Genomic DNA, 22,519 nt, shown 5'->3' with positions numbered 1-22,519 from the left:
GTCTTTGCCGGGCGAGCCGGCGCCGATCGCCGCATGATAGGAGGGATGGCGCCTGATCCCAGCTTCTCGCAGACGCAGCTCGCCGCGCGCGCTGCGTACTTGCTGCGGGGCAATGACCTGGGAGTGATGACCACGGCGGCGCCGTTGCTGTATCCGCACATGTGGAGCTGGGACGCGGCTTTCGTCTCGGTGGGGCTCGCGCCGCTGAGCGTCGAGCGGGCCGTGGTCGAACTCGACACGCTGCTGTCAGCGCAGTGGACGAACGGGATGATCCCGCACATCGTGTTCGCCAACACCGTCGACAACTACTTTCCGGGGCCGGCCCGTTGGGCGTGCGCTGCGTTGGCGGGCACCGCGCCGCTGGACCGTCACACGTCGGGCATCACACAGCCTCCCGTCCATGCGATCGCCGTCGAGCGAATTCTCGATCACGCGCGTAGGCGGGGCCGGTCGACCCGCCACGTCGCCGAGGCGTTCCTGGACCGCCGCTGGCCCGATCTGGTGCGCTGGCACCGGTGGCTGGCCGAGGCCCGCGATCAGCGCGGCCGCGGGCGCATCACGCTGTATCACGGCTGGGAATCCGGGATGGACAACTCGCCGCGGTGGGATGAGGCGTACGCCAACGTGATTCCAGGTGTGCTGCCGGAATACGAGCGGCGGGACAACCTGATCGTCGACGACCCCTCCCAACGGCCGTCGGACAGCGAGTACGACCGCTACCTCTGGTTGGTCGAGGAAATGAAGATCGCCCGCTACGACGACGAACTTCTGCCGAAGGTAATGAGTTTCGTGGTCGAGGATGTCTTCGTGTCGGCAATCTTCGCTCTCGCCTGCGAGGTGCTCGCGAACATCGGCGAGGACTACAGCAGGCCGCACGCCGACGTCCGTGACCTGTATTCATGGGCGGAGCGATTTCGCGCGGGTGTTGTCGAGACAACCGACGAAAGAACAGGCGCCGCAAGGGATTACGATGTGCGGGCGGAGAAGGTGATCGCGACTGAGACCGTGGCCCAGTTCGCGCCGCTGTTGTGCGGCGGTCTGCCGCACAACAGGGAAAGAGCGCTGCTGCGACTTCTGGAGGGCCCGAGGTTCTGCGGGCACCCTGACCTCCGGTTCGCATTGATCCCCTCGACGTCGCCCGTGTCACGGGACTTCCGGCCGCGGGAGTACTGGCGCGGACCGGTGTGGCCGGTGGTGACGTGGCTCTTCTCGTGGGCGTTCGCGCGCCGAGGGTGGGCCGAACGCTCCCGGAATCTGAGGCGCGAGGGGCTCCGTCAGGCCAGCGACGGAACGTTCGCGGAGTATTACGAGCCGTTCACCGGTGAGCCGCTTGGCAGCATGCAACAGTCGTGGACCGCGGCGGCAGTGCTTGACTGGCTCGGATGAACGAGCCGATGTATTGGGGCCCGCCGCCCAAGGAGCGCAGGCCATTTGACCGACGACTGCTGTGGGTGGCCGCAGCGGTGATCGTCGTCGTGGCGCTGGCCATCACGGCGGTGGTGCTGGTCATCTCGCGCGACGAGTCCGCTGCGAGGCGCCCCGAGGGGTTGCTGGCCGGCACATATCCGCAGCAGCCGACCGCGGCGTGGACGGTCCGGGCCGCCGACCTGTTACCGGGTTCGACGGTCTGGACACCCAACACGGAAATCGACATGGGGTCGTGGTCGCTGCGCGGGCTGATCGACGCCGGCGATCGCATTGTCGTGCGTGTGGTCGACGCCTCGACCCACCGCACCGCCCGGCTGGTGGCGCTCGACGCCGCGACCGGCCGGACCGCGTGGGCCATCCCGTTCGGCCCGTTGGGTGGCTGCGCGGCGCATCTGGTGTCGGGTCTGCTGGCGTGCATTTCCGACGACGACGTGGTGTTCATCAAGATGTCCGACGGCGGCATCGCGTCGAAGTACACGCCCGACTTCATGCCCGGCGACGTCGCATCGGATGGCAACGCCGTGGTAGTCGCCGGCGGGGTGGCCCACGACTCGCAGTCGGTCAATTACGAGAAGGTCATCTCCAGCGGGACGGTGAACGACCCGGCGAAGTTCTGGACCACGAAGGTCGACGCCACCCTGTGCCACAACGGAAACAGCGACGAGCTCGACGTCAGGGTCGACGACGGATTCGTGGGCACCAACCTCGGAATGCCCGATGCGGCCCTCAAACTCGGGGACGGCTCGACGCTCGTCGACGACGCGGCGTGGCTGGTCGCCGTCTTCCCGGGAACGGGCGCAGTCGTCGCGCGCTGCATCGACGGCTACCCCCCGAAGGGGGATCAAGCGACGTTTTTCGGGCCGGACGCGCAGAGATACCGCACCGGCCCGGCTCCGGTAGAGCCGATGATGTGGGTGACCGCGCTGGCGAACCCTCCTGTTCTGCTGCCTAACGGCACCGCCGTCGACTTCGTGACAGGCGATCAGAAGTGGTCAGCCCCGAGTCTGGCCGGCTTGTACGAGAAGTATTCCCTCGTCGGTGACGTCGCCGTCCACGCGACAGGCACCACCGTCACCGCGTACGACATGCACACCGGAAAGAGTCGGTGGTCGACCAGCCGACCTGACCAGAACTGGTTGCCGACGATCACCGACGGCGCGCGGGTGATCGGAACCGGCGCGGGCCGCGTCATCGCGCTCTCGCTGACAGACGGCTCGACGGCGTGGACGTTCAAGGAGCACGTCGTGGGCGATGACTATCTCGCAGCCGAGGTGGCCCAAGCCGGCTTGGTCACGATGACGGCCGACGCGATCAGCCTGTACCGGCCGACCGGCGGGCCGTCACATGTGCCCGGAGAAATCGGCACGCGTAGGTAACTGTCCGTCGTTCGGGTGATGAGAGTCCGCTCCACCTCTTGAGAATGAGTGGGCAATTCCCTGGCAGCAACTTCGTCGCACACGTCTCGCCACACTTTGTCCAGACGCCCTGAAGTCGTTGACCTGCAACGCCGCAAGCCGCGTCTTGTTACGCATTGCGGAGTGCACGATGGCGATGTCCTTGGCCAAATTACTTGGCGCACAGGCTTATCACGATCCCGTGCCAGGCGCAGACATCGACAGACAACAACTGATATCGGATTCGTTGTCTCACAACATTTATCGCATCGCTCGTTTGTGTGGGTCCGGCGATCGGCCTTAGACCGCGGGCAAATTTGGTCAGACAGGCGTGGCGCCGACGCGATCTGGGACGAGCGGAGGACGCGCCGTGCTTGCAGCTACGATGGCCGCGATCGCATTGACGGAACCTCGCACCACCGGGCGCAACCTCGAAGCGATCAACCCCATCTGATCCAGGTCCATTACCCTGGCCCGCGTCAGCATGCCTCGGCATGTCAACGGAATTGGGCGCCGAGCTCAGGGTCGAACGATCATTCTCGCGCGGGTGCGCGCCCCGGCCCCCGCTAGCCATAATCTTTGCCTTGCTGGCAGCCTGCCTCCAAGGCCGCATACCGTGCTCAATCCAGCCGCATTCCAAACGCGTTGGCTGCTACCCAGTTTCGCCACAGGAGATTGTTAACATTCGCCTTTATCGTGGCGTTCGACGGCGAAGTGGCCGAACAACTCAAAGATGCGGCCAACGATCCGCGGATGCCGGCGAGCCTCTGGTTTCCGCTGCCGTCGCCCCCGCAGGGGCTAACTCGGCGCCTGGCCCACTCTTCGAAGAACCAAGGGTTAACCGACGCGTCAAGGGAGGAACCGATAACAATGCTTGCGATCAGCTCACCTGATGCGAGTTGGACAGTTGGCAGGCGACCGTGAGGGCCGACAGTCAAGTTCGCGTACGACGCGAGCCACTCGCCGTGAAAGTGCCTGACACAACCGCGTCGTTCTGGGCCTTAAAGCTCGTAACGACCGCAATGGGTGAGGCTGCATCGGATTACCTGCTCAGCACGATGAGCTTTGTGGGTTTGGTTATCGGTGCAACAGGCTTCGCATTTGCCCTGTGGGTTCAGTTTCGGACACGGCGTTACCACGCCTTCGCCTACTGGTCGGCAGTGATGATGGTCGCCGTCTTCGGCACCATGGCCGCCGATGTGGTTCATCACCAGCTTGGCGTCTCCTTTGGGACGTCCACCCTGCTCTGCGCCCTCGCGCTCGCAGCGACTTTCTGGATATGGCATCGCAGCGAGAACACACTGTCTATTCACAGCATCACAACACGCCGCCGTGAGGTTTTTTACTGGCTCGCAGTGTCGTTCACATTCGCCCTCGGAACGGCCGCCGGCGACCTGACGGCAAGCCAACTGCACTTCGGATTCGTCGGATCGATCGTTCTGTTCGCAGTCGTCATGGCCGTGCCTGCTCTGGGCGCTTGGCGTTTTCACCTCAGCAGTATCTTGGCCTTCTGGTGGGCGTATATCCTTACCCGACCACTCGGCGCTTCCGTCGCGGATTGGATGAGTAAGCCCGGCAAGGTCGGAGGCCTCGCCTACGGCGACGGCCCTGTCGCCGCCGTTCTGCTGATGATCGCCCTCATCTTGGTCACCATTGCAGCCGCCAGGCGCTCCAACGTGACAAGCAGCAGCACGAAATCCCCAGCATGGGCCGGAGGAATCTCCGAATGATCCTGCGATGGTGAGCAGTCTGCATCGCGCTATTTGGCGCCGCACGTGAGGCTTTCGGCGAGATAAATCATGCCAGAGCAAATCCAACTGCCGAACTTCATTACCGACATTGAGGGCTGACCGGGTGGCCCACGTAGATGTAGTGAGCCACTGCCGCCCTCTGCCGGCGCTCCAGTGGAGGCTCTTCGTGAGCTCGCCCCCGGACGAGACCCCTGCTCTCACTTCTAGTCTCGTTATAGCCACCGGGTAAACCAGAAGTAGGGGTAGCGGTAGGGATAGTCGGCCGTTAACTGCGACGACTACTGCCGGGCGAAGCACGAGACTAGAACCCATGGACCTCAGTACATCTCACGCATCAGCTCAACAACTCACCGCCGAACCCATCATCGCAACCGGCCCGCGACCGGCGGTGAAGTACGCGGTCGAGGCGATCGGAACATTCTTTCTGGTATTCACCATTGGCGCAGCCGTAGGCGGTCACAGCCCACTGGCTCCGTTAGCCATCGGCGCGGCGCTGATGGTGATGATCTATGCCGGCGGCCATCTCTCGGGCGGGCACTACAACCCCGCGGTGACCCTGGCCGCGCTCGTACGCCACCGGATCGGTGCGCGTGATGCGGCCGGGTACTGGCTGAGCCAGACCGGTGCCGGGCTGATCGCGGCCCTGCTGGTGCGCACGGTCATCGATCCGACGCAAACCGCCGCCGCGGCGACCGTGACCCTTAACGGCCCAACCCTGTTGGCGGCGTTCGTCGTTGAGCTGCTGTTCACCTTCGCGCTGTGCTATGTCGTGCTGAATGTGGCGACCAGTAAAGACCACCCGACCAACTCCTTTTACGGCTTGGCGATCGGGTTCACGGTGCTGGCCGGTGCCGTCGCAGTCGGCGGCATCTCAGGTGGCGCGTTCAACCCTGCGGTCACCGTCGCCGGTGCCGTGATGGGAATCTTCGCCTGGCCGACGCTGTGGGTGTACCTGGTGGCGCAGCTCATCGCCGGCGCCGCCGCCGGATGGACCTTCCTGGCCCTCAACCCCGACGACAAATAGGTGCTTCAGCACCACTACCTGGTCGAGCAGATGACAGAAACGCACAATGCAGACGGTCGAATTCGCCGTCGGGAAGTCCAGAGTGGGGTCATCGCTGGCCTTCAGTACAGCGAATTCCCCCAGTTGTACTGGGTCGTCCCGACCCAGAATTTCGGCGCGGTCGCCCAACTAGGAGCCCGCGAATCCCGTCCCCTCGAGGCGGCTCGGGCGCGTCCAGCCCAGCCATCCGCGCGGCCGATTGCAGCCAGCAGGTATGTCGGTTGCATGGCAGCGGTAGCGACATCGCCGATCGTGGCTGTGACGATGACAGACGAAGGTAAGCCGTGATCACACCACGGGCCCGCTCTAAGGGGCGCAAACGTGGGCGTGCCCAAAGCGGGTCTGCGGCGGCACCAATGGTGTCAGCATGTCGACTCCCAAAACTGGGCGCACACAACCCGATACATCACTGATTCCTGGAGTGCACATGTCTACCACTGCCGTCGACAGTATCGCCGGCGTGACGCGCTGTCCCCAGAGGCGCTTGGGGCCGTCACCGCCGCCCATCCGCGACCAGATTTCAAGCGGCCGGATACTGCGAGCGTTCAATGACGGCAACAACCACCGCCCGCACAGCACTTTCGGAAATGTCAACGCAGCGAAATCGAAATCAACCGAACTAGGCCCCACCTAATCCCATACCCACCACCAAGGAGAAGAAGATGGCATTCGAAGAGAACACCAAACCGCTGACCACCGCGGCGGGAGCGCCCGTCACCGACAACCAGAACAGCATGAGCGCCGGTCCACGCGGCCCGCTACTCCTGCAGGATCTTTGGCTTATCGAGAAGCTCGCCCACTTCGCCCGCGAAGTCATCCCCGAGCGGCGCATGCACGCCAAGGGTTCCGGCGCCTTCGGCACGTTGCGCGTCACCCACGACATCACCCGGTACACGAAGGCGGCGATCTTCAGCCAGGTCGGCAACAGCTGTGAGATGTTCGCCCGGTTCTCCACCGTGGCCGGCGAACGCGGCGCCGCCGACGCCGAGCGCGACATCCGCGGCTACGCGCTGCGCTTCTACACCACCGAAGGCAACTGGGACGTGGTCGGCAACAACACCCCGGTCTTCTTTCACCGCGACCCGCTGAAGTTCCCCGACCTCAACCGCGCAGTCAAGCGCGACCCGCGCACCAATATGCGTGACCCCGAGAACAACTGGGGCTATTGGACCAACCTGCCCGAATCACTGCACCAGGTCACCATCACCATGAGCGACCGCGGCATCCCCCGCTCCTTCCGGCACATGCACGGCTACGGCTCACACGCCTACAGCATGATCAACGCTGAAGGCCAGCGGCACTGGGTCAAGTTCCACTTCCGCACCCAGCAGGGCATCGAGTGCCTCACCGACGCCGAAGCAGGAGAACTGATCGGCCGCGACCGCGAGTCCCACGGCCGCGACCTGTTCGACGCGATCGAGCGCGGCGATTACCCGAAATGGGGCGTGTACATCCAGGTGATGCCCGAAGCCGACGCCGCCACCTACCGCTTCCACCCCTTCGACCTGACCAAGGTGTGGAGCCAGAAGGATTACCCGCTGATCGAGGTCGGAGAATACGAGCTCAACCGCAACCCGGACAACTACTTCGCCGACGTCGAGCAGGCCGCATTCACCCCGTCCAACCTCGTTCCGGGAATCTCGTTTAGCCCGGACAAGATGCTGCAGGGCCGGCTGTTCTCCTACGGAGACGCTGCCCGCTACCGGGTCGGTGTCAACCACCACCAGATCCCGGTCAACTATCCACGTGCAGCCAAGCTGGTCAACACCTACCACCGCGATGGGGCCGTGCGCGTCGACGGCAACCAGGGTGGGGTCGCCGGTGTTGAGCCCAACAACTTCGGCCGCTGGGCCGAGCAGCCCGCCTACGCCGATCCCGCTGAGTCGATCGGGTCCACCGCGGATCACTTCGATTTCCGCGCCGACGACGACAACTACTTCGAACAACCCGGTGACCTGTTCCGGCTCATGACGGGCGACGAGCAGCAGAGGCTATTCGAGAACACCGCGCGCGCCATCAAGGGTGCCCGGCCCCAGACGGTCGAGAAGCACATCGAGAACTGCACCCAGGCCGACCCCGCCTACGGCGAAGGCGTGCGCAAGGCGTGTGAGGCCCTCGGTGCGCTGTGACAACCGACCGCTCGCCCGACGCTGACCAGTTTGGAGTTGATATGACAGATCACCTCATTGACAGACCGGGCGGCGCGCTCGATAGCCAAGTCCTGGACCTGGCGGCGCGCATATTCGATATGGCGCGCAGCGGGGACACTGCAACCTTGGCCGCCTATCTCGACGCGGGCGTACCAGTGAACCTCACCAACACCAACGGCGACACGCTCGTGATGCTGGCGGCCTATCACGGACACGACTCGACCGTCGCCGCGCTGATCGCGCGGGGGGTCGACGTTGATCGACACAACAATCGAGGACAGACCCCGTTGGCAGGCGCCGTCTTCAAGAACGAGACCACGATCATAGAACTGCTGGTGGGCGCAGATGCCGATCCGCTGGCAGGCTCGCCGTGCGCGCTTGAGACTGCACGGTTCTTCGGCAAGGAGCCACTCGCGGGGCAGCTGCTGCAACATATGCAGCGACGGCGCAGCGTGAACGTCTAGCCGCAGCGCGCACACGTAGCATCGGGCAGACCATTCCGCGCAATTCGGGGGGTTTTGGAGTCGCGCTGGGCGCGGGCGCGCTGGGAACCCCGCACAAATTCTGGCGATGTATCACCGAAATCGGTTGACACTAAATGAGTTCGAGAACAAGCTATCGCGACGAGCTCGACCTGCCCGAGGGTCTCGACCTCCACTTAGTGCGGCTTTCCTATGCCGTCGAAGACGGCTGGGACCCGTCGCACGTCCCGTCGACCGTCGGTTAGCCGCCGGCCAATATTTTCGTCAGGCTCATCGCGAGCGGCGCCACACGCTTTAGACTCGTCCGGCATCGGTTCGCTGACGGGAGGTGGTCTCATGGGTGACGATCCGTCATCCGAAGACGAGTCCGCGACGTGGTCGCCCGATGCGTTCGAACCGGTCAAGGACGAGTCCGAACCCGTCGAGGACGAGTCGGCGCCCTGGGTGTCCGATGAGGCCCCGACCACGTTCGAACCCATCGAACAGCAGCGGACCATGGCGCTCCAGGAGCCTCAAGCGTGGTCGAATGAGCCGACCCGCCAGGAGACCGAATCGCCGTGGCAGGGCAGCGACTACGAGTACACGCAGCGGCTCCCAACGCCGCCACCGCAGTATCCGCCGCAACCGCCACCGTCGGGATCTTCAGGGCGCGTGATCGCGATCGCGGTGGCCGCCGTGGCGGCAGTGGCGGTCATCGCAGTGATCGCGATCATCGCGATACGGAGCGGATCCAACAAAGGCGGCACCACCAATCCCGGTGGTGGTGGCACGGCAGGTAAGTCGTCGGACGTCACCAAATGTAGTACTCCGCCGTCGTATTCGATGACCGACGCTGCGACCAATTCAAGCGGGCTGACGGTCAAACTGAAGATCACGGCGAGCTGCGACGGGGGCGACGTGTTGTCGTCGCCGAACACGAACATTGCCATCGGCACGTCCGATGGAGGACTGGACGTCGCGTCGGGACGCTTTGATCTGTCGTCGAACCCGATCTTCGTCCCGCGTCCCGGCGACGGCGCCGTCGAGCAGCAGTTCGTGTTCCCGCCCGACACCTACTGGATGCCGCTGGGCATGCTGGGCGACCAGTTCACCGCCAGCTCCCCGGGATACCGGATTCAGTCCACCGAGTCTGGCACTGGGTCGAAAAGGTCTGGTACCGCCAGCACAGGCGCTACGTCGACGTACACCGCGTCTGGCCCCGGCACGCCGCTCGGAGGAAACAGCGATCGCGCTGCCGGAAATGCGTTGCGGGCCATCGCTGACGCCGACACCCCGGTGATTCAGCGGGACCTCGCCGGCCGCTGGGTACCGCAGTTGAGCTCAAAGAAGGTGGGCGATTACTGGGAGGGCCTGAACTGGGACAACTCGCAGATCCTGCACGAGCAGCTCGATCTGCGGACAAGGTTCAACAACAAGGTGCGGTTGGCATGGTCGGACGAGTGGAGCACGTACGACATCGAGAACATGTGGGTCACATCGGCCGCTTTCCCCTTTGATGCGGCCGATGAAGCCCTCAACTGGTGCAGGACGAACGGCCGCAACCACGACAACTGCTACGCGAAGATCATCAGCAAGACGATGGGTCCCTCGGGGACGACGAAGCTATTGCCCCCGGGCTAAGCGGTCGACTGACCGGCAAGCCGCTCCAGCGGCTCGAGGGCCTTCGCGAGTGTTTCGCGGTCCTCGTCGGACAACCCGCGCAGCATGGCCGCCAGCGCGGCGCGGCGGCTGGCCAGCGACTCGCGGTGCACCGCGAGGCCCTTGTCGGTGATCGCGACGAGCACGGCACGCAAGTCGGTCTGGTCCTTCGATCGCTTGACCAGACCGAGTTTTTCGAGCCGGCGGATCGCGACGGTGGTCGTCGGTGTGCGCACCCGCTCGTGTGCGGCAAGATCGGTCATCCGGATCGGTCCGCGCTCGAGCAGCGTGACGAGGATCGAGAGCTGCGCCAGCGTGAGGTCGCCGGCGAACACACGGTTGGTGTCGCCACGGCGAAGCACGGAAACGAGTTTCGAGAGCACACGATGCAATCCTTCGGCCAGCTCAGCGACCTGCGGCTCCGTTTCGATCATAATTCGCTAGTCTAACCTGTCGGATGCTGCCAGGTTCGAAACCGCGAATATCTACGACTGGCTATTCCGCCACCCGCACAGCGCCTCCGCGCCCGTGAGGTCGTAGTCAGGCCCGTTGATACCGAGCGTGAGGAACGTAACGCCGAGGGCGACGAACGCGTCGGCCTGCGCGAGCAATTCGGCACCGGACCCCGTGACGCCTGCCGACCGTTCGATGGTGTCCGGATCGCGGCCCACCTCGGCGCAGTGCTTAGCGAGGATTTGGGCCTTGCCTTCGTAGGTGCCGAGCTCGGTGAAGCCGTGCCAGATGTCGGCGTGCTCGGCGACCAGCCGCAGGGTCTTACGCTCGCCCTGGCCGCCGATGAGTAACGGGATGTCACGGGTCGGGGGCGGGTTGAGCTTGGCGAACCGCGACTCGATCCTCGGAAGCGCCTCGCTGAGCTCATCGAGCCGGCTGCCTGCGGTGCCGAACTCGTAGCCGTATTCGTCGTAGTCCCGTTGTTTCCAGCCGGAACCGATACCGAGGACCAGCCGGCCGCCCGAGATGTGGTCGACGGTGCGCGCCATGTCGGCGAGGAGTTCCGGGTTGCGATACGAGTTGCAGGTGACCAGCGCGCCGATCTCGATGCGCGACGTCTGCTCCGCCCACGCGCCCAGCATTGTCCAGCACTCGAAGTGCGCTCCGTCAGGATCGCCGTACAGCGGAAAGAAATGGTCCCAATTGAAGGCAACGTCCACGCCGATGTCCTCACAGCGGCGGACGGCGTCGCGGATGTCGCCGTAGTCGGGGGCGTGCTGAGGCTGCAGTTGGACACCGATGCGAAGTGGAAAGGCCATGTGGCCCACGCTAGCGCGGGGGCCTCATCGGTGGTCTTCGCGCAAGCGCCTCATCACCTACGGCACGTCTCGTACTTGTCGATCAGTGCCTGCTCACCGGGCGCCGGTGGGTAGGTGCGCGCGCTGCACCCGCCGATCGTCACCACCACCGGAGCGGTGGCCTGCCCGTAGAAGCCGAGGTGGCCCCGGTATTGATTGCTCGCCGTGTACAGCACCGGGGCGGGCAGCCTCGCGACGAGCGGCAGGTGCTGCTGCGCCAGACGCAGTGCCGTTTCGGGATCGTCGGCGGGGATCCTCTCGGACACGAACAGCGGGCCGGTGTAGTCGCCGTTGATCGTGAACACGTCTGCGTGGGGGATCGACTGGTCAGCGTTGAGCGTGGTCCACAGCTCCATCTCAGCGGGAGTCGGCAGCCGCCGTGATGCGTGGATCTCGGCAGGGTGCTGCTTGCTCGCGTTGATGGTCCACTCGCCGTCGGTCAGGTCTGCGAACGAGCTGCCCAGTGTGTCCACTGCGGCGGCGACTGCGGTGTAGTCGGCATCATCAGGCAGGTCGATGTTTCCTGAGCTCGGCACGGGTGGTTTGCCGTCGGCGTGGCTCGTCGTGGCGCGCAACTTGACGGTGCCACCGCCGAATCGCTCGCCCAGCGCGATCCAGCTGTGCGCCTCACCGAGGATCTGGTCGCGGTTGGCCACCGGACGTCCAGTGGTGTCAACCAGGAACAGGTTGTCGCCCCGGTGCACGTCGAGCTCTGCGCGGTAGCCGGTGTAGTCCACCCGGCCGAGGTCGTCGAGGTACCGGGCGGTGAGCGCGGAGAGTTGATCGGCGGTGACGGATTCGTCGACGTCGACGTCGATCTCGAAGTACGCAGGTCCGCGCGCCAGGTCGTCGCTGAACGTGTTGCGCGCGCCATGCACCCCGGGCATCAAGGCAAGTTGGCGGGTCAAATCGTCGACGGCGGCACGGCGGTCGGGCGGCGCGGTGACGCAGGCGGCCAGCATCAGGACCATCGCGACAAGCGGCATCGATCGCTTCGTCTTCCCGCGCACGCTTGCGCGTGTCGTCTGCTCTTCGCGCAAGCGGCTCATCGCTCTCGATTCTGCCAACGAAGCGCTTCGTCCAGGAACCTCCCTGGTTGCTCTCATGTCTCTCTCACATAGCCATGACCCAATGGCAGGGTGACGTCAATCGCCCACGCGCGCGTGCTCGCAGAATCCGAAGAGCCTACGACCCAGACCGTTGACGCCGATCCTGCCGACGGGCCGGCAAAAACCACGGTCACGATGTGGCACCGGGCCGGGCTGGCGGTGCTGCTCGTCGCGACGGCCGCGACGTACTTGTGGAATATCACGATCAACGGAATGGGCAACCAGTTCTATGCCGCCGCGGCCCAAGCCGGTTCGACGAACTGGGAAGCGCTGTTGTTCGGATCGCTGGATCCGCACAACTTCATCACCGTCGACAAGCCTCCTGTCTCGCAGTGGGTGATGGGGCTTTCGGGACAGATCTTCGGGTTCAGCAGCGCGAGCATGCTGATACCGGAAGCGTTGATGGCCGTCGCCGCGGTCGCGCTGCTCTATGGCGCAGTCACCCGGGTGTGTGGTCCGAACGCGGGATTGCTTGCCGGCACCGCGTTCGCGGCGACTCCGGTCGCGGCGCTGATGTTCCGGTTCAACAACCCGGACGCTGTGATGGTGCTCTTGATGATGGCCGCCGCGTACTGCACGATCCGCGCTCTGCAACGCGCAAGCACGAAATGGCTTGTGTTGGCTGGAGTTTGCCTAGGCTTCGCGTTCCTGGCCAAGATGCTCGAGGGCTTGATGGTGATGCCGGCCATCGGCCTGGCATACCTCGTCGCGGCGCCGACTCCGCTGCGGCGGCGGCTCTTGCAACTGCTCGCCACGCTAGCAGCCTTCGTGGTGTCCGCGGGGTGGTTCGTGGTGCTCACCATGCTGTGGCCGGAGTCGTCGCGGCCATACATCGCCGGCTCGACAGACAACACGTTCATGGATCTTGTGTTGGGCTACAACGGTTTTGCCCGGGTCCTGGGCCGCAATCACGGTGGTGGCTTCCAACCCCCGGCCGCGCGACCCGATGGCCCGGTCGCGCACCTTCGCAACCAGGGCGGATTCGGCGGCTTCGGCAATCAAACGCAAGGGGTGACACGGCTGTTCAGCGGCGAGTTCGGTTTCGAGATCGGCTGGCTAGTGCCCGCGGCGTTGCTGGCGACTGTTCTGGTGATCGTCGCGCGTTGGCGTGCGCCGCGCGTCGACCTCGTGCGCGGCGCCGCCATTCTGTTCGGCGGCTGGTTGGTGGTCGACGGTCTTGTGCTGAGCTTCATGCACGGCACGATCCATCCCTACTACTGCCTCTCGTTGGCGCCGGCAGTCGCGGCGATGTTCGCGATCGGCGTGCAGCAGAAGTGGGCCACGCGGGATACGTGGTTGGGCCGGATCGGTATGGGCGCAATGCTGTTGGCCACCGGCGGCTGGAGCTTCTGGCTGCTGCGCCGCAACGCCGACTGGCTGCCAGGGTTGCGCTGGTCCGTTGTGGCGCTGGCAGTGCTGACGGCGGCCGTGGTCCTGGTTGCGATGAGCAGGAGGCGTGATCGCGTCGCGCTGGTCGCGCTCGTCGGGGCCCTCGTCGTCGCACTGGCGGGATCCACCGCGTACGCGGTGGCCACGATCTCGCAACCGCACACTGGAGGCGGCCCGATGGTCGGACCGGCCGAGTCTGCGCGCGCAGATAACCATGGCGGCCGCAACGAGATGGGCTGGGCTTTCGGACAGAACACTGAGAACCCCCAGCTGGAGTCGATGCTCTCGGCGACGCGGACCGATTGGTCGGCGGCGATCAACCGGTCGTCGGCGGCTGCGAACCTGGAACTGAAGACCCACACCTCGGTGATGGCGATCGGCGGGTTCTCGGGCAGCGACCCGGTGCCGACGTTGAGCCAATTCCAGCAGTATGTCCGGGATCACCGGGTGACCTACTACATCGTCACTGCCAACCGTCCCGGCAATGGGCCGCGGAATCTCAACCGGGCGCACTCCGACATCGCGGACTGGGTGGCGGCCACCTATCCGCCGATAAAGGTGGGTGACGACACCGCCTACGACCTGACGGGGCCGCCGAAAACCTAGGTGTCCAGCGCCTCGCGCAAAATGGCGATGAGCGCGTGCGGCTGGTCGCTGTGCACCGAATGCCCCGAGTCGGCGACACGGTGAACTCCGCTGAATCCCGGTGCGGTGCGCGCGAATTCGGCGGCGTCCTCGTCGTTGACGAACCAGGAGTTCGCGCCGCGCACCAGTGTGGTCGGGGTCGCCAGCGCCGGCACGTCTTCCCACAGCCCTTCGAATCCCTCGGTCTTGCGGAAGGAGTCGTAGCGCCACGTCCAGGTGCCGTCATCGAGCTGCTTGGAGTTGTGGAAGACTCCGCGCCGCAATGACTTTCGGTCGCGATGCGGAGCGGCGGCCACCGTCACCTCGACCATCGCGTCAAAGCTGTCGAAGACACGGTCCCCCTCGACGAGCGCGACGGTGCCCTTCTGCGCGTCGGTCATCTCGGTGTGGCGTTGCGGTGCCGACGGTGTCACGTCGACGAGCACGAGTCGACGCACGAGGCCAGGGGCGTGGGTGGCCAGCCGCAGCGCGGTCAGCCCGCCCAGTGAATGCCCGACGAAAAGATCTGCGGCAGGGGCCCATTCACGCAACACGGGCTCCAGCGTCACTGCGCTGGGCTTAGGCCCGTAGTCGCCGTCCTCGCGCCACGCAGAGCGCCCATGCCCGGGCAGGTCCACGGCCAGCGCGGGCACACCAAGCCCGAGGATCACGGTGTCCCAGGTGTGCGCGTTCTGGCCGCCGCCGTGCAGGAACACCACCCTGGGAGAATCGGTGCCCCACTTGAGCGCGCTGATACCGCCTTCGTCGACGCGGCGCACACCAGGAATGTCGTGGACCCCGGCCTGTTCGGCGTTCTCCTCGAGTAGACCGAACTCGTCGATGCCCGTGAGATCTTCAGTCACGGCCTCATCTAACGCCGAAACTGCGGGGAGATCGCATTCAGGGGTGTGAAACGCGATCTCACCGCAGTCTCGGTGAAAGGATCTAGCCCTCGATGAACTTCTCGAGCTCGGCGCGAGCCACGTCGTCGGGCATCTGCTCCGGCGGGCTCTTCATCAGGTAAGCCGACGCGGGGATGATCGGGCCGCCGATGCCGCGGTCCTTGGCGATCTTCGCCGCGCGCACAGCGTCGATGATCACGCCGGCCGAGTTCGGCGAGTCCCACACCTCGAGCTTGTATTCCAGGTTCAGCGGCACGTCCCCGAACGCGCGGCCCTCGAGCCGGACGTAGGCCCACTTGCGGTCGTCGAGCCACCCCACGTGGTCGGACGGGCCGATGTGGACGTCCTTGGTCTTGAACTCGCGCTGCAGGTTGCTGGTGACGGCCTGCGTCTTCGAGATCTTCTTGGACTCGAGTCGCTCGCGCTCCAGCATGTTGAGGAAGTCCATGTTGCCGCCAACATTGAGCTGCATCGTGCGGTCGAGCTGAACCCCGCGGTCCTCGAACAGCTTCGCCATCACCCGGTGCGTGATCGTCGCACCGACCTGACTCTTGATGTCGTCACCGACGATCGGCACGCCGGCATCCTCGAACTTCTTGGCCCACACCGGGTCCGACGCGATGAACACCGGCAGCGCGTTGACGAACGCGACCCCGGCATCGATCGCGCACTGCGCGTAGAACTTGTCGGCCTCTTCCGAGCCGACCGGAAGGTACGACACCAGCACGTCGACCTCGGCCTCGCGCAGCGCCTTGACCACGTCGACTGGCTCGCTGTCAGAGAGGTCGATGGTGTCGGCGTAGTACTTGCCGATGCCGTCCAGCGTCGGGCCGCGCTGCACCACCACGTTCGTGGGCGGGACGTCCGCGATCTTGATCGTGTTGTTCTCCGACGCGAAGATCGCCTCCGACAGGTCGAAGCCGACCTTCTTGGCGTCGACGTCGAACGCGGACACGAACTTCACGTCCCGGACGTGATACGGGCCGAAACACACATGCATCAGGCCGGGAACGGTCGAGTTCTCGTCGGCGTCCTGGTAGTACTGCACGCCTTGCACCAGCGAAGACGCGCAGTTGCCGACGCCCACGATCGCGACGCGCACTTCCGACTCGGCATTCCTTTTGCCAATCATGTGCGTTCTCTCCTTAACTTCTGGCGACTTGAAGCTGTTGTGGGTGGTGGTCACTCGGCGTGACCCTGCGCGACTCGTTCGGCGGCGATCAGTTCGTTGAGCCACTTCACTTCTCGCTCGCTGGATTCCAGGCCCAGCTGGTGCAGCTGGCGGGTGTAGCGGTCCAACGAGTTGCTGGCCCGCGCGATGGCGTCACGCAGGCCTTCCCGCCGTTCCTCGACCTGACGACGACGGCCCTCGAGGATCCGCATCCGCGCCTCAGCCGGGGTGCGGTTGAAGAACGCGAGGTGAACTCCGAAGCCGTCGTCGGTGTAGTTCTGGGGCCCGGTGTCGGCGACGAGTTCGGTGAACCGTTGGCGGCCTTGTTCCGTAAGCAGGTAGACCCGACGAGCGCGGCGGACCGGAGCGCGGGCGGGAGCGGTGTCCTCGGCGATGAGGCCGTCCAGTTGCATGCGACGCAGTGCCGGATAAAGTGACCCGTACGAGAACGCCCGGAAAGCGCCCAGTAAACCGGTCAACCGCTTCCGTAGCTCATAGCCGTGCATCGGAGACTCCAGCAGAAGGCCCAGGATCGCGAGTTCCAGCACCGGGTCACCTCCTTTGCTCAGCCGCTACGACACGCCGACACCTCGCGCCATACTATCGCGCCGATATATTCGTCGCCACTCAAGGGTTCACCGGCTGTTCACTCACCGGTGCCCGAGGCGCAGGCTGCGTCAGGACGCCGGGTGCATCTGGACGGGGTTGCCCTTGCCGTCGACGCTGAGCCATCCGCTGGAGAATTCGCCGGACACGTAGATCTCGATCAGCACCGCACCGGGCGTCAGCGGGTCCTTCGCAGCCCCGATGCTCATGTGGGTGCTCTTGACCTCTTCCGGCTTGATGTTCAGCGACTTCGGGGCGCCTTTCCACACTCCGATGATCGCGGCCGGGTCGAAGCCCCCGAGGTCGACCAGCACGTCGCTGTCGCTCACCACCGACGGCGAGGATTGTGGGGCCCAGCCGCCCCGGTAGGCGTACGACAGCTTGCGGCGCGGCTCCCCCGGATCGGGCAGCTCCAGGTCGGCATTGTCGGAGAAGATCCTCAGCTCGAATCCCATCGTGCTCCCGAATTTCTTGCGCATCTGCTCCATCAGCCCGGTCAGTCCGTTGAGGGTGAAGAGCTGGGTCGGCGGCCGCAGCACCGTCGGCTCGATGTGATCCGGCTCTGCCCCGGGGTCGCGGGCGGCACTCGAATTCAGCGGCGAACTCTGGCCGAAAATCCCCCAGCCAAGGCCGACGCCGAACAGGACGAGCACCGCCGCAACCGCGAGGCGCGTGCCCCATGTCGCACCCACGGCGTTTCGCGGCTTCACCTTGACCCCGTCCAACTCGATCGCCTCGTCCTTCACGACGACGATCGTAGAAGCACTGCCACAATTTTGAGGCGCCAACTGAGCAGCCCAGCACATGTGCCGCAGGATTGGTGACAGCCTTCCGTGCATCTTCCGTCGGCCTAGGGACGTACTCTGGTCTCCGTGCGACTGCAGCGACAGGTGGTGGACTACGCGCTTCGGCGGCGGTCCCTGCTCGCGGAGGTCTATTCGGGACGCACCGGCGTCTCGGAGGTCTGCGACGCGAATCCGTACCTGCTGCGGGCTGCCAAGTATCACGGCAAGCCCAGTTCGGTGATGTGCCCGATCTGTCGCAAGGAGCAACTCACGTTGGTGTCGTGGGTGTTCGGCGATCATCTCGGCGCCGTGTCGGGCTCGGCCCGCACCGCGGAGGAGTTGGTGAAGCTGGCCACCCGGTACGACGAATTCTCGGTACATGTGGTGGAGGTATGCCGGACCTGCAGCTGGAATCACTTGGTCAAGTCCTATGTGCTCGGCGCGCTCCGTCCCCCGACCGGGTCGCGTGGCACCCGCGCGGCGCGCGACGGCGCGCGGACGGCGAGTGAATAGCGGCGAAGGCCCCGACAGGTCAGCCGGCGACCTCCCTGAGGGAGGAGCGGCTGACCGTGTTAGGGGTCCGTCCCGTAGACCGGGCGGCCCGGCGGCCCAGACCTCCCGGCCTCTGCCGCCAGCGGGTCCGTCGTCTGCGCGCCGTCCCGGTGCCGCAGCCTCCGGTCCGTCGCCCACGCGGGCGCAACCACGTCGGGCGACGTCTGCGGATCCCCAGCCCACAACCGTCATCCCGACGATCACGGACCACGGTGCGGCGCTTCGCGACCCGATCGAGATGGTCAAGGCGGCGCTGGACGGAAGGCCGCCGTCTCAACCGCCGGGCGGGGGCCCTCCTGGCGGCGACGGTCCTCCGCCGGGGCCCAGGCCGCACCGCAAGCGCAAGGTCAATTACACATGGGTGCGCCGGGGCCTGATTCTGGCCGTGGTCGCGTTGGTGGTGTTGCCCATCCTCACGTTCTCGATGGCGTACATGATCGTCGACGTCCCGCAGCCGGGCGACATCCGGACCAACCAGGTGTCGACGATCCTCGCGAGTGACGGCACCACTGAGATCGCGAAAATCGTCCCGCCCGAAGGCAATCGGGTCGACGTCGACATCAGCCAAGTACCCCAGCACGTGCGTGACGCCGTGATCGCGGCCGAAGACCGGGACTTCTACTCCAACCCGGGATTCTCATTCAGCGGGTTCGCCCGAGCGATCAAGAACAACCTCTTCGGAGGCGACACGCAGGGCGGCTCGACCATCACCCAGCAGTACGTCAAGAACGCTCTGGTGGGCTCTGCGCGCGCAGGCATCGGCGGCCTCGTCCGCAAGGCGAAAGAACTCGTCATCGCCACGAAGATGTCCAGTGAGTGGTCGAAAGACCAAGTACTGCAGGCGTATCTGAACATCATCTACTTCGGGCGCGGCGCGTACGGAATCGGCGCGGCGTCAAAGGCGTACTTCAACAAGCCCGTCGACCAGCTCACTGTCAGCGAGGGCGCCTTATTGGCTGCGCTGATTCAGCGGCCGTCAGGGCTGGACCCGGCCACCAACCCCGACGGCAGCGCCGAGCGGTGGAACTGGGTGCTCGACGGCATGGTGACCACCGGCAAGCTGGCGCCAGGCGACCGTGCCGCACAGGTGTTTCCGGCGACCGTGCCACCGGATCAGTACCGCGCCGAGAGCCAGACCAGAGGACCGGACGGCCTGATTCAGCGCGAGGTCTCGCGTGAATTGCTCGACTTGTTCAACATCGACGAGCGAACACTGAACATGCAGGGTTTGCAGATCACCACCACGATCGACCCAAAGATGCAGAGGGCCGCCGAGCAGGCCGTCAACAAGACCCTCAACGGCCAAGACCCCGACATGCGCGCCGCGGTCGTGTCCATTGATCCGAAAACCGGTGGGGTGAAAGCGTATTACGGTGGATCCGACGCCCAGGGCTTCGATTTCGCCCAGGCCGGGCTACAGACGGGTTCGTCGTTCAAAGTGTTCGCTCTGGTGGCCGCGCTGGAGCAGGGCATCGGACTGGGCACCCAGGTCGACAGCTCGCCGGTGAACCTCAACGGAATCACGATCAACAACGTCGAAGGTGAGGCCTGCGGCACCTGCAACATCGCCGAGGCGCTGAAGAGGTCGCTGAACACGAGCTACTACCGCCTGATGCTGAAGTTGAAGAACGGGCCGGCGGACGTCGCCGACGCGGCGCACCGCGCCGGCATCGCCGACAGCTTCCCCGGCGTCGACCACACGCTGTCCGAGGACGGAAAGGGCGGTCCGCCCAATAACGGGATCGTATTGGGCCAGTATCAATCTCGGCCCATCGACATGGCAACGGCGTACGCGACGCTCGCCGCTGACGGGATGTACCACGCGCCGCATTTCGTCCAGAAGGTCGTCGATTCCCAGGGGCAGGTGCTGTTCGACGCGTCCGACAAGGACAGCGGTGGTGACCAGCGCATCCCGAAGGGTGTCGCCGACAACGTCATCTCCGCGATGCAGCCGATCGCGGGCTACTCGAACGGCCACAACCTCGCCGGCGGACGGGTATCCGCCGCCAAGACCGGCACCACGCAGCTCGGCGACACCGGCGCCAACAGGGACGCGTGGATGGTCGGGTTCACGCCGTCGTTGTCCACCGCGGTATGGGTAGGCACCACCCGGGGCGAGAAGCCGCTGCAGACCAAGGGGGGCGGCCCGGTGTGGGGCTCGACGCTGCCGTCGGACATCTGGAAGTCGACGATGGACAACGCGCTGGACGGCACCCCGAAGGAAACGTTCCCGAAGCCCACCGAAATCGGTGGCTCCGCAGGTGTTCCCGCGGCACCGCCTCCGCCTCCGCCGCCGTCGGCACCACCGGAGCCCACGCCCGGAGAGGTCGTCCAGCCGAGTATCGAGGTCGCGCCGGGGATCACGATCCCGATCGGCCCGCCGAGCACGGTTCCAGGTCCGCCCCCACCCGAGGTTGCGGGGCCCCAGGGGCCACCGCCCGGCCCGCCTCCGCCGTGATGACTGATCTCGCGGCGGCCCTGTGAGTTCAGCAACCGAAGACGACCCCGAGCGCGACGAGGGGTCGGGGGTATCCCCACAACCTCTTGCCGCGGATCTCCGTAGCCTCGACGACCGGGACTGTCCGAGCCGCACCGACGCCATCGGCGCGGCGCTGGCGGAGACGATCGGCGGACCGGTGGGCCGGCACGCGCTGATCGGTCGCCAGGCCTTCCTGACGCCCCTGCGGGTGATGTTCATCGTCGGGGTGGTGTTCCTCGCGCTGGGTTGGTCCACAAAGGCCGCTTGCCTGCAGAGCACCACCAAGGGCACCGCCGACCAACGAGTCGCGGTGTGGGAGAACAACCGTGCGTATTACGAACTCTGTTACTCCGACACCGTGCCGCTGTACACGGCGGAACTGCTTGACAGAGGTCAGTTTCCGTACAAGTCGCACTGGCTGGAGAAAGACGCCGCGGGCAAGCCGAGAACCCAGTACGACGGCACGCCTGCCGTGCGGTACATGGAGTATCCGGTGCTCACGGGGCTCTACCAGTACGTGTCGATGGCTCTGGCCAAGACGTATACCGCGCTGACGAAGATCGTCTCGGTACCGATCGTCGCCGAGGTCGTGATGTTCTTCAACATCTCCGCGTTCGGTCTCGCGCTGGCGTGGCTGGCCACGGTGTGGGCCTGCTCGCGGCTGGCGGGCCGACGCGTCTGGGATGCAGCGCTGGTGGCCGCCTCACCGCTGCTGATTTTCCAGATCTTCACGAATTTCGACGCCCTGGCAACGGCATTCACCGCCGGCTCGATGCTGGCATGGGCCCGACGAAAGCCGGTGGGGGCAGGGATGCTGATGGGGCTCGGTGTGGCCGCCAAGCTGTATCCGGCCCTCTTACTGATTCCGTTGGTGGTACTGGGGATTCGCACCAGCCGTCTACGGGAGGTCGGTAAAACCGCTGTGGCCGCGGCACTTACATGGCTTGTGGTGAATCTGCCGGTGTTGGTCGCCTTCCCCCGCGGGTGGTCGGAGTTCTTCCGGCTCAACACCCGCCGCGGCGACGACATGGACTCGCTGTACAACGTGGTGAAGGTCTTCAGCGGCTGGACAGGCTTCGACAACGACCTAGGCTTCTGGCAGCCGCCGGCCGTGCTCAATAGCGTTGTGGCAGTGCTGTTTCTGTGTGCCTGCGCTGGAATCGTCTACGTCGCGCTGACCGCGCCGCAACGGCCGCGGGTCGCGCAACTGGTGTTCCTGGTGGTCGCCACGTTTCTGCTGACCAACAAGGTCTGGAGTCCGCAGTTCTCACTGTGGCTGGTTCCGCTGGCGGTCCTGGCGCTTCCGCACCGGCGAATCCTGTTGACGTGGATGACAATCGATGCCCTGGTCTGGATCCCGCGGATGCTATATCTGTATCCGAACGCCAATCATGGACTGCCCCCGGAGCCGTTCGTCGTGACCGTGCTGCTGCGAGATCTGGCAGTGATTGCCATGTGCGTGCTCGTGGTGCGGCAGATCTACCACCCGGACAAAGACCTCGTCAGGTTCGGTGGTCGTATCGACGACCCGTCCGGGGGTGTGTTCGACAGCGCGCCCGACGCGGCGCCGCGCTGGCTGCCGTCCCGGCTGCGTCCGCGCGCCGAGGCACCTCGCGAGCTGGTCGAGACGGCCGACCCGAGTAGCGAACGCGTCGTCTCGGTGGAACACCTCACTTGACGCTCGGA

19 protein-coding genes and 1 pseudogene are annotated in these 22,519 nt (G+C 65.3%); 13 read left to right on the top strand and 7 right to left on the bottom strand.

Translation table 11 applies throughout. The features are described from left to right. Window positions 1-45 precede the first annotated feature (45 nt). The 9 genes and pseudogenes from ggh to QOH60_RS20345 all read left to right on the top strand — a co-directional run bounded on the left by ggh (window position 46) and on the right by QOH60_RS20345 (window position 9,888). Window positions 46-1,386, top strand: a complete 1,341-nt coding sequence (gene ggh, locus QOH60_RS20385) for a glucosylglycerate hydrolase (protein ID WP_526423683.1) — start codon at window positions 46-48, stop codon at window positions 1,384-1,386. Next, window positions 1,383-2,804, top strand: coding sequence for a BamB-related PQQ repeat family beta-propellar protein (locus QOH60_RS20380; RefSeq protein WP_526423682.1), 1,422 nt, complete (start codon window positions 1,383-1,385; stop codon window positions 2,802-2,804). The genes ggh and QOH60_RS20380 overlap by 4 nt, the downstream gene beginning before the upstream one ends. 983 nt (window positions 2,805-3,787) lie before the next feature. Next, a complete protein-coding gene (locus QOH60_RS20375; protein ID WP_526423681.1) occupies window positions 3,788-4,552 on the top strand; it encodes a COG4705 family protein in 765 nt (254 codons plus the stop codon). Window positions 4,553-4,883: 331 nt separating this feature from the next. Beyond that, on the top strand, window positions 4,884-5,597 hold the full coding sequence (locus QOH60_RS20370) for an MIP/aquaporin family protein (protein WP_526423680.1): 714 nt from the start codon (window positions 4,884-4,886) through the stop codon (window positions 5,595-5,597). A gap of 498 nt (window positions 5,598-6,095) precedes the next feature. Then, window positions 6,096-6,234, top strand: a pseudogene (locus QOH60_RS20365) (HD domain-containing protein); the annotation flags it as partial. 64 nt (window positions 6,235-6,298) lie between these two features. Continuing rightward, entirely contained in the window at window positions 6,299-7,765 is a 1,467-nt protein-coding gene (locus QOH60_RS20360) for a catalase (RefSeq protein WP_526423679.1), read from the top strand. Between the two features lie 41 nt (window positions 7,766-7,806). After that, window positions 7,807-8,250: an ankyrin repeat domain-containing protein gene (locus tag QOH60_RS20355; RefSeq protein ID WP_526423678.1), complete on the top strand. Its 444-nt coding sequence runs from the start codon at window positions 7,807-7,809 to the stop codon at window positions 8,248-8,250. A 134-nt stretch (window positions 8,251-8,384) separates the two neighbouring features. Next, on the top strand, window positions 8,385-8,513 hold the full coding sequence (locus tag QOH60_RS20350; RefSeq protein WP_526423677.1) for a hypothetical protein: 129 nt from the start codon (window positions 8,385-8,387) through the stop codon (window positions 8,511-8,513). Window positions 8,514-8,604: 91 nt separating this feature from the next. Further along, window positions 8,605-9,888, top strand: a complete 1,284-nt coding sequence (locus tag QOH60_RS20345; protein WP_526423676.1) for a hypothetical protein — start codon at window positions 8,605-8,607, stop codon at window positions 9,886-9,888. Here QOH60_RS20345 and QOH60_RS20340 read toward each other — a convergent pair. From QOH60_RS20340 to QOH60_RS20330, 3 genes are read right to left on the bottom strand one after another with little or no spacing between them, the layout of a single operon-like run. After that, complete coding sequence (locus tag QOH60_RS20340; RefSeq protein ID WP_526423675.1) at window positions 9,885-10,340, bottom strand: MarR family winged helix-turn-helix transcriptional regulator; 456 nt, start codon at window positions 10,338-10,340, stop codon at window positions 9,885-9,887. The two genes, QOH60_RS20345 and QOH60_RS20340, sit on opposite strands and share 4 nt — an antisense overlap. A 51-nt stretch (window positions 10,341-10,391) precedes the next feature. Next, the gene (locus QOH60_RS20335) at window positions 10,392-11,177 is read right to left on the bottom strand and encodes an LLM class F420-dependent oxidoreductase (protein ID WP_526423674.1); all 786 of its coding nucleotides are present in this window, start codon (window positions 11,175-11,177) and stop codon (window positions 10,392-10,394) included. Between the two features lie 53 nt (window positions 11,178-11,230). Continuing rightward, entirely contained in the window at window positions 11,231-12,265 is a 1,035-nt protein-coding gene (locus QOH60_RS20330) for a hypothetical protein (protein ID WP_526423673.1), read from the bottom strand. A gap of 90 nt (window positions 12,266-12,355) precedes the next feature. Here QOH60_RS20330 and QOH60_RS20325 point away from each other — a divergent pair, with 90 nt between their 5' ends. Continuing rightward, window positions 12,356-14,320, top strand: coding sequence for an ArnT family glycosyltransferase (locus QOH60_RS20325; protein ID WP_526423672.1), 1,965 nt, complete (start codon window positions 12,356-12,358; stop codon window positions 14,318-14,320). Here the strand turns inward: QOH60_RS20325 and QOH60_RS20320 are convergent. The 4 genes from QOH60_RS20320 to QOH60_RS20305 form a co-directional block, all read right to left on the bottom strand. Continuing rightward, window positions 14,317-15,201, bottom strand: coding sequence for an Rv0045c family esterase (locus tag QOH60_RS20320; RefSeq protein ID WP_526423671.1), 885 nt, complete (start codon window positions 15,199-15,201; stop codon window positions 14,317-14,319). The genes QOH60_RS20325 and QOH60_RS20320 overlap by 4 nt on opposite strands. Window positions 15,202-15,283: 82 nt before the next feature. Beyond that, window positions 15,284-16,372, bottom strand: a complete 1,089-nt coding sequence (locus QOH60_RS20315; protein WP_526423670.1) for an inositol-3-phosphate synthase — start codon at window positions 16,370-16,372, stop codon at window positions 15,284-15,286. Between the two features lie 50 nt (window positions 16,373-16,422). Next, entirely contained in the window at window positions 16,423-16,959 is a 537-nt protein-coding gene (locus tag QOH60_RS20310; protein ID WP_526423669.1) for a PadR family transcriptional regulator, read from the bottom strand. A gap of 129 nt (window positions 16,960-17,088) precedes the next feature. Further along, the gene (locus QOH60_RS20305; protein ID WP_526423668.1) at window positions 17,089-17,763 is read right to left on the bottom strand and encodes a hypothetical protein; all 675 of its coding nucleotides are present in this window, start codon (window positions 17,761-17,763) and stop codon (window positions 17,089-17,091) included. Window positions 17,764-17,889: 126 nt separating this feature from the next. Here QOH60_RS20305 and QOH60_RS20300 point away from each other — a divergent pair, with 126 nt between their 5' ends. The 3 genes from QOH60_RS20300 to QOH60_RS20290 all read left to right on the top strand — a co-directional run bounded on the left by QOH60_RS20300 (window position 17,890) and on the right by QOH60_RS20290 (window position 22,511). Next, window positions 17,890-18,315 (top strand): DUF5318 family protein, encoded by a 426-nt coding sequence (locus tag QOH60_RS20300; RefSeq protein WP_526423667.1) that lies wholly within the window; start codon window positions 17,890-17,892, stop codon window positions 18,313-18,315. A 277-nt stretch (window positions 18,316-18,592) separates the two neighbouring features. Beyond that, window positions 18,593-20,812, top strand: coding sequence for a transglycosylase domain-containing protein (locus QOH60_RS20295; RefSeq protein ID WP_526423666.1), 2,220 nt, complete (start codon window positions 18,593-18,595; stop codon window positions 20,810-20,812). Window positions 20,813-20,834: 22 nt separating this feature from the next. Next, complete coding sequence (locus tag QOH60_RS20290; protein WP_526423665.1) at window positions 20,835-22,511, top strand: glycosyltransferase family 87 protein; 1,677 nt, start codon at window positions 20,835-20,837, stop codon at window positions 22,509-22,511. Window positions 22,512-22,519: the final 8 nt, after the last annotated feature.

This window comes from Mycobacterium sp. (assembly GCF_032159765.1).
Classification (GTDB): Bacteria; Actinomycetota; Actinomycetes; order Mycobacteriales; family Mycobacteriaceae; genus Mycobacterium.
This window is presented reverse-complemented; position numbering and strand designations above follow the sequence as displayed.

Coding starts and splice junctions, on each gene's coding strand:
- ggh (WP_526423683.1), top strand. CDS start 46: ATGGCGCCTGATCCCAGCTTCTCGCAGACGCAGCTCGCCGCGCGCGCT.
- QOH60_RS20380 (WP_526423682.1), top strand. CDS start 1,383: ATGAACGAGCCGATGTATTGGGGCCCGCCGCCCAAGGAGCGCAGGCCA.
- QOH60_RS20370 (WP_526423680.1), top strand. CDS start 4,884: ATGGACCTCAGTACATCTCACGCATCAGCTCAACAACTCACCGCCGAA.
- QOH60_RS20360 (WP_526423679.1), top strand. CDS start 6,299: ATGGCATTCGAAGAGAACACCAAACCGCTGACCACCGCGGCGGGAGCG.
- QOH60_RS20355 (WP_526423678.1), top strand. CDS start 7,807: ATGACAGATCACCTCATTGACAGACCGGGCGGCGCGCTCGATAGCCAA.
- QOH60_RS20350 (WP_526423677.1), top strand. CDS start 8,385: ATGAGTTCGAGAACAAGCTATCGCGACGAGCTCGACCTGCCCGAGGGT.
- QOH60_RS20345 (WP_526423676.1), top strand. CDS start 8,605: ATGGGTGACGATCCGTCATCCGAAGACGAGTCCGCGACGTGGTCGCCC.
- QOH60_RS20340 (WP_526423675.1), bottom strand. CDS start 10,340: ATGATCGAAACGGAGCCGCAGGTCGCTGAGCTGGCCGAAGGATTGCAT.
- QOH60_RS20335 (WP_526423674.1), bottom strand. CDS start 11,177: ATGGCCTTTCCACTTCGCATCGGTGTCCAACTGCAGCCTCAGCACGCC.
- QOH60_RS20330 (WP_526423673.1), bottom strand. CDS start 12,265: ATGAGCCGCTTGCGCGAAGAGCAGACGACACGCGCAAGCGTGCGCGGG.
- QOH60_RS20315 (WP_526423670.1), bottom strand. CDS start 16,372: ATGATTGGCAAAAGGAATGCCGAGTCGGAAGTGCGCGTCGCGATCGTG.
- QOH60_RS20295 (WP_526423666.1), top strand. CDS start 18,593: ATGGTCAAGGCGGCGCTGGACGGAAGGCCGCCGTCTCAACCGCCGGGC.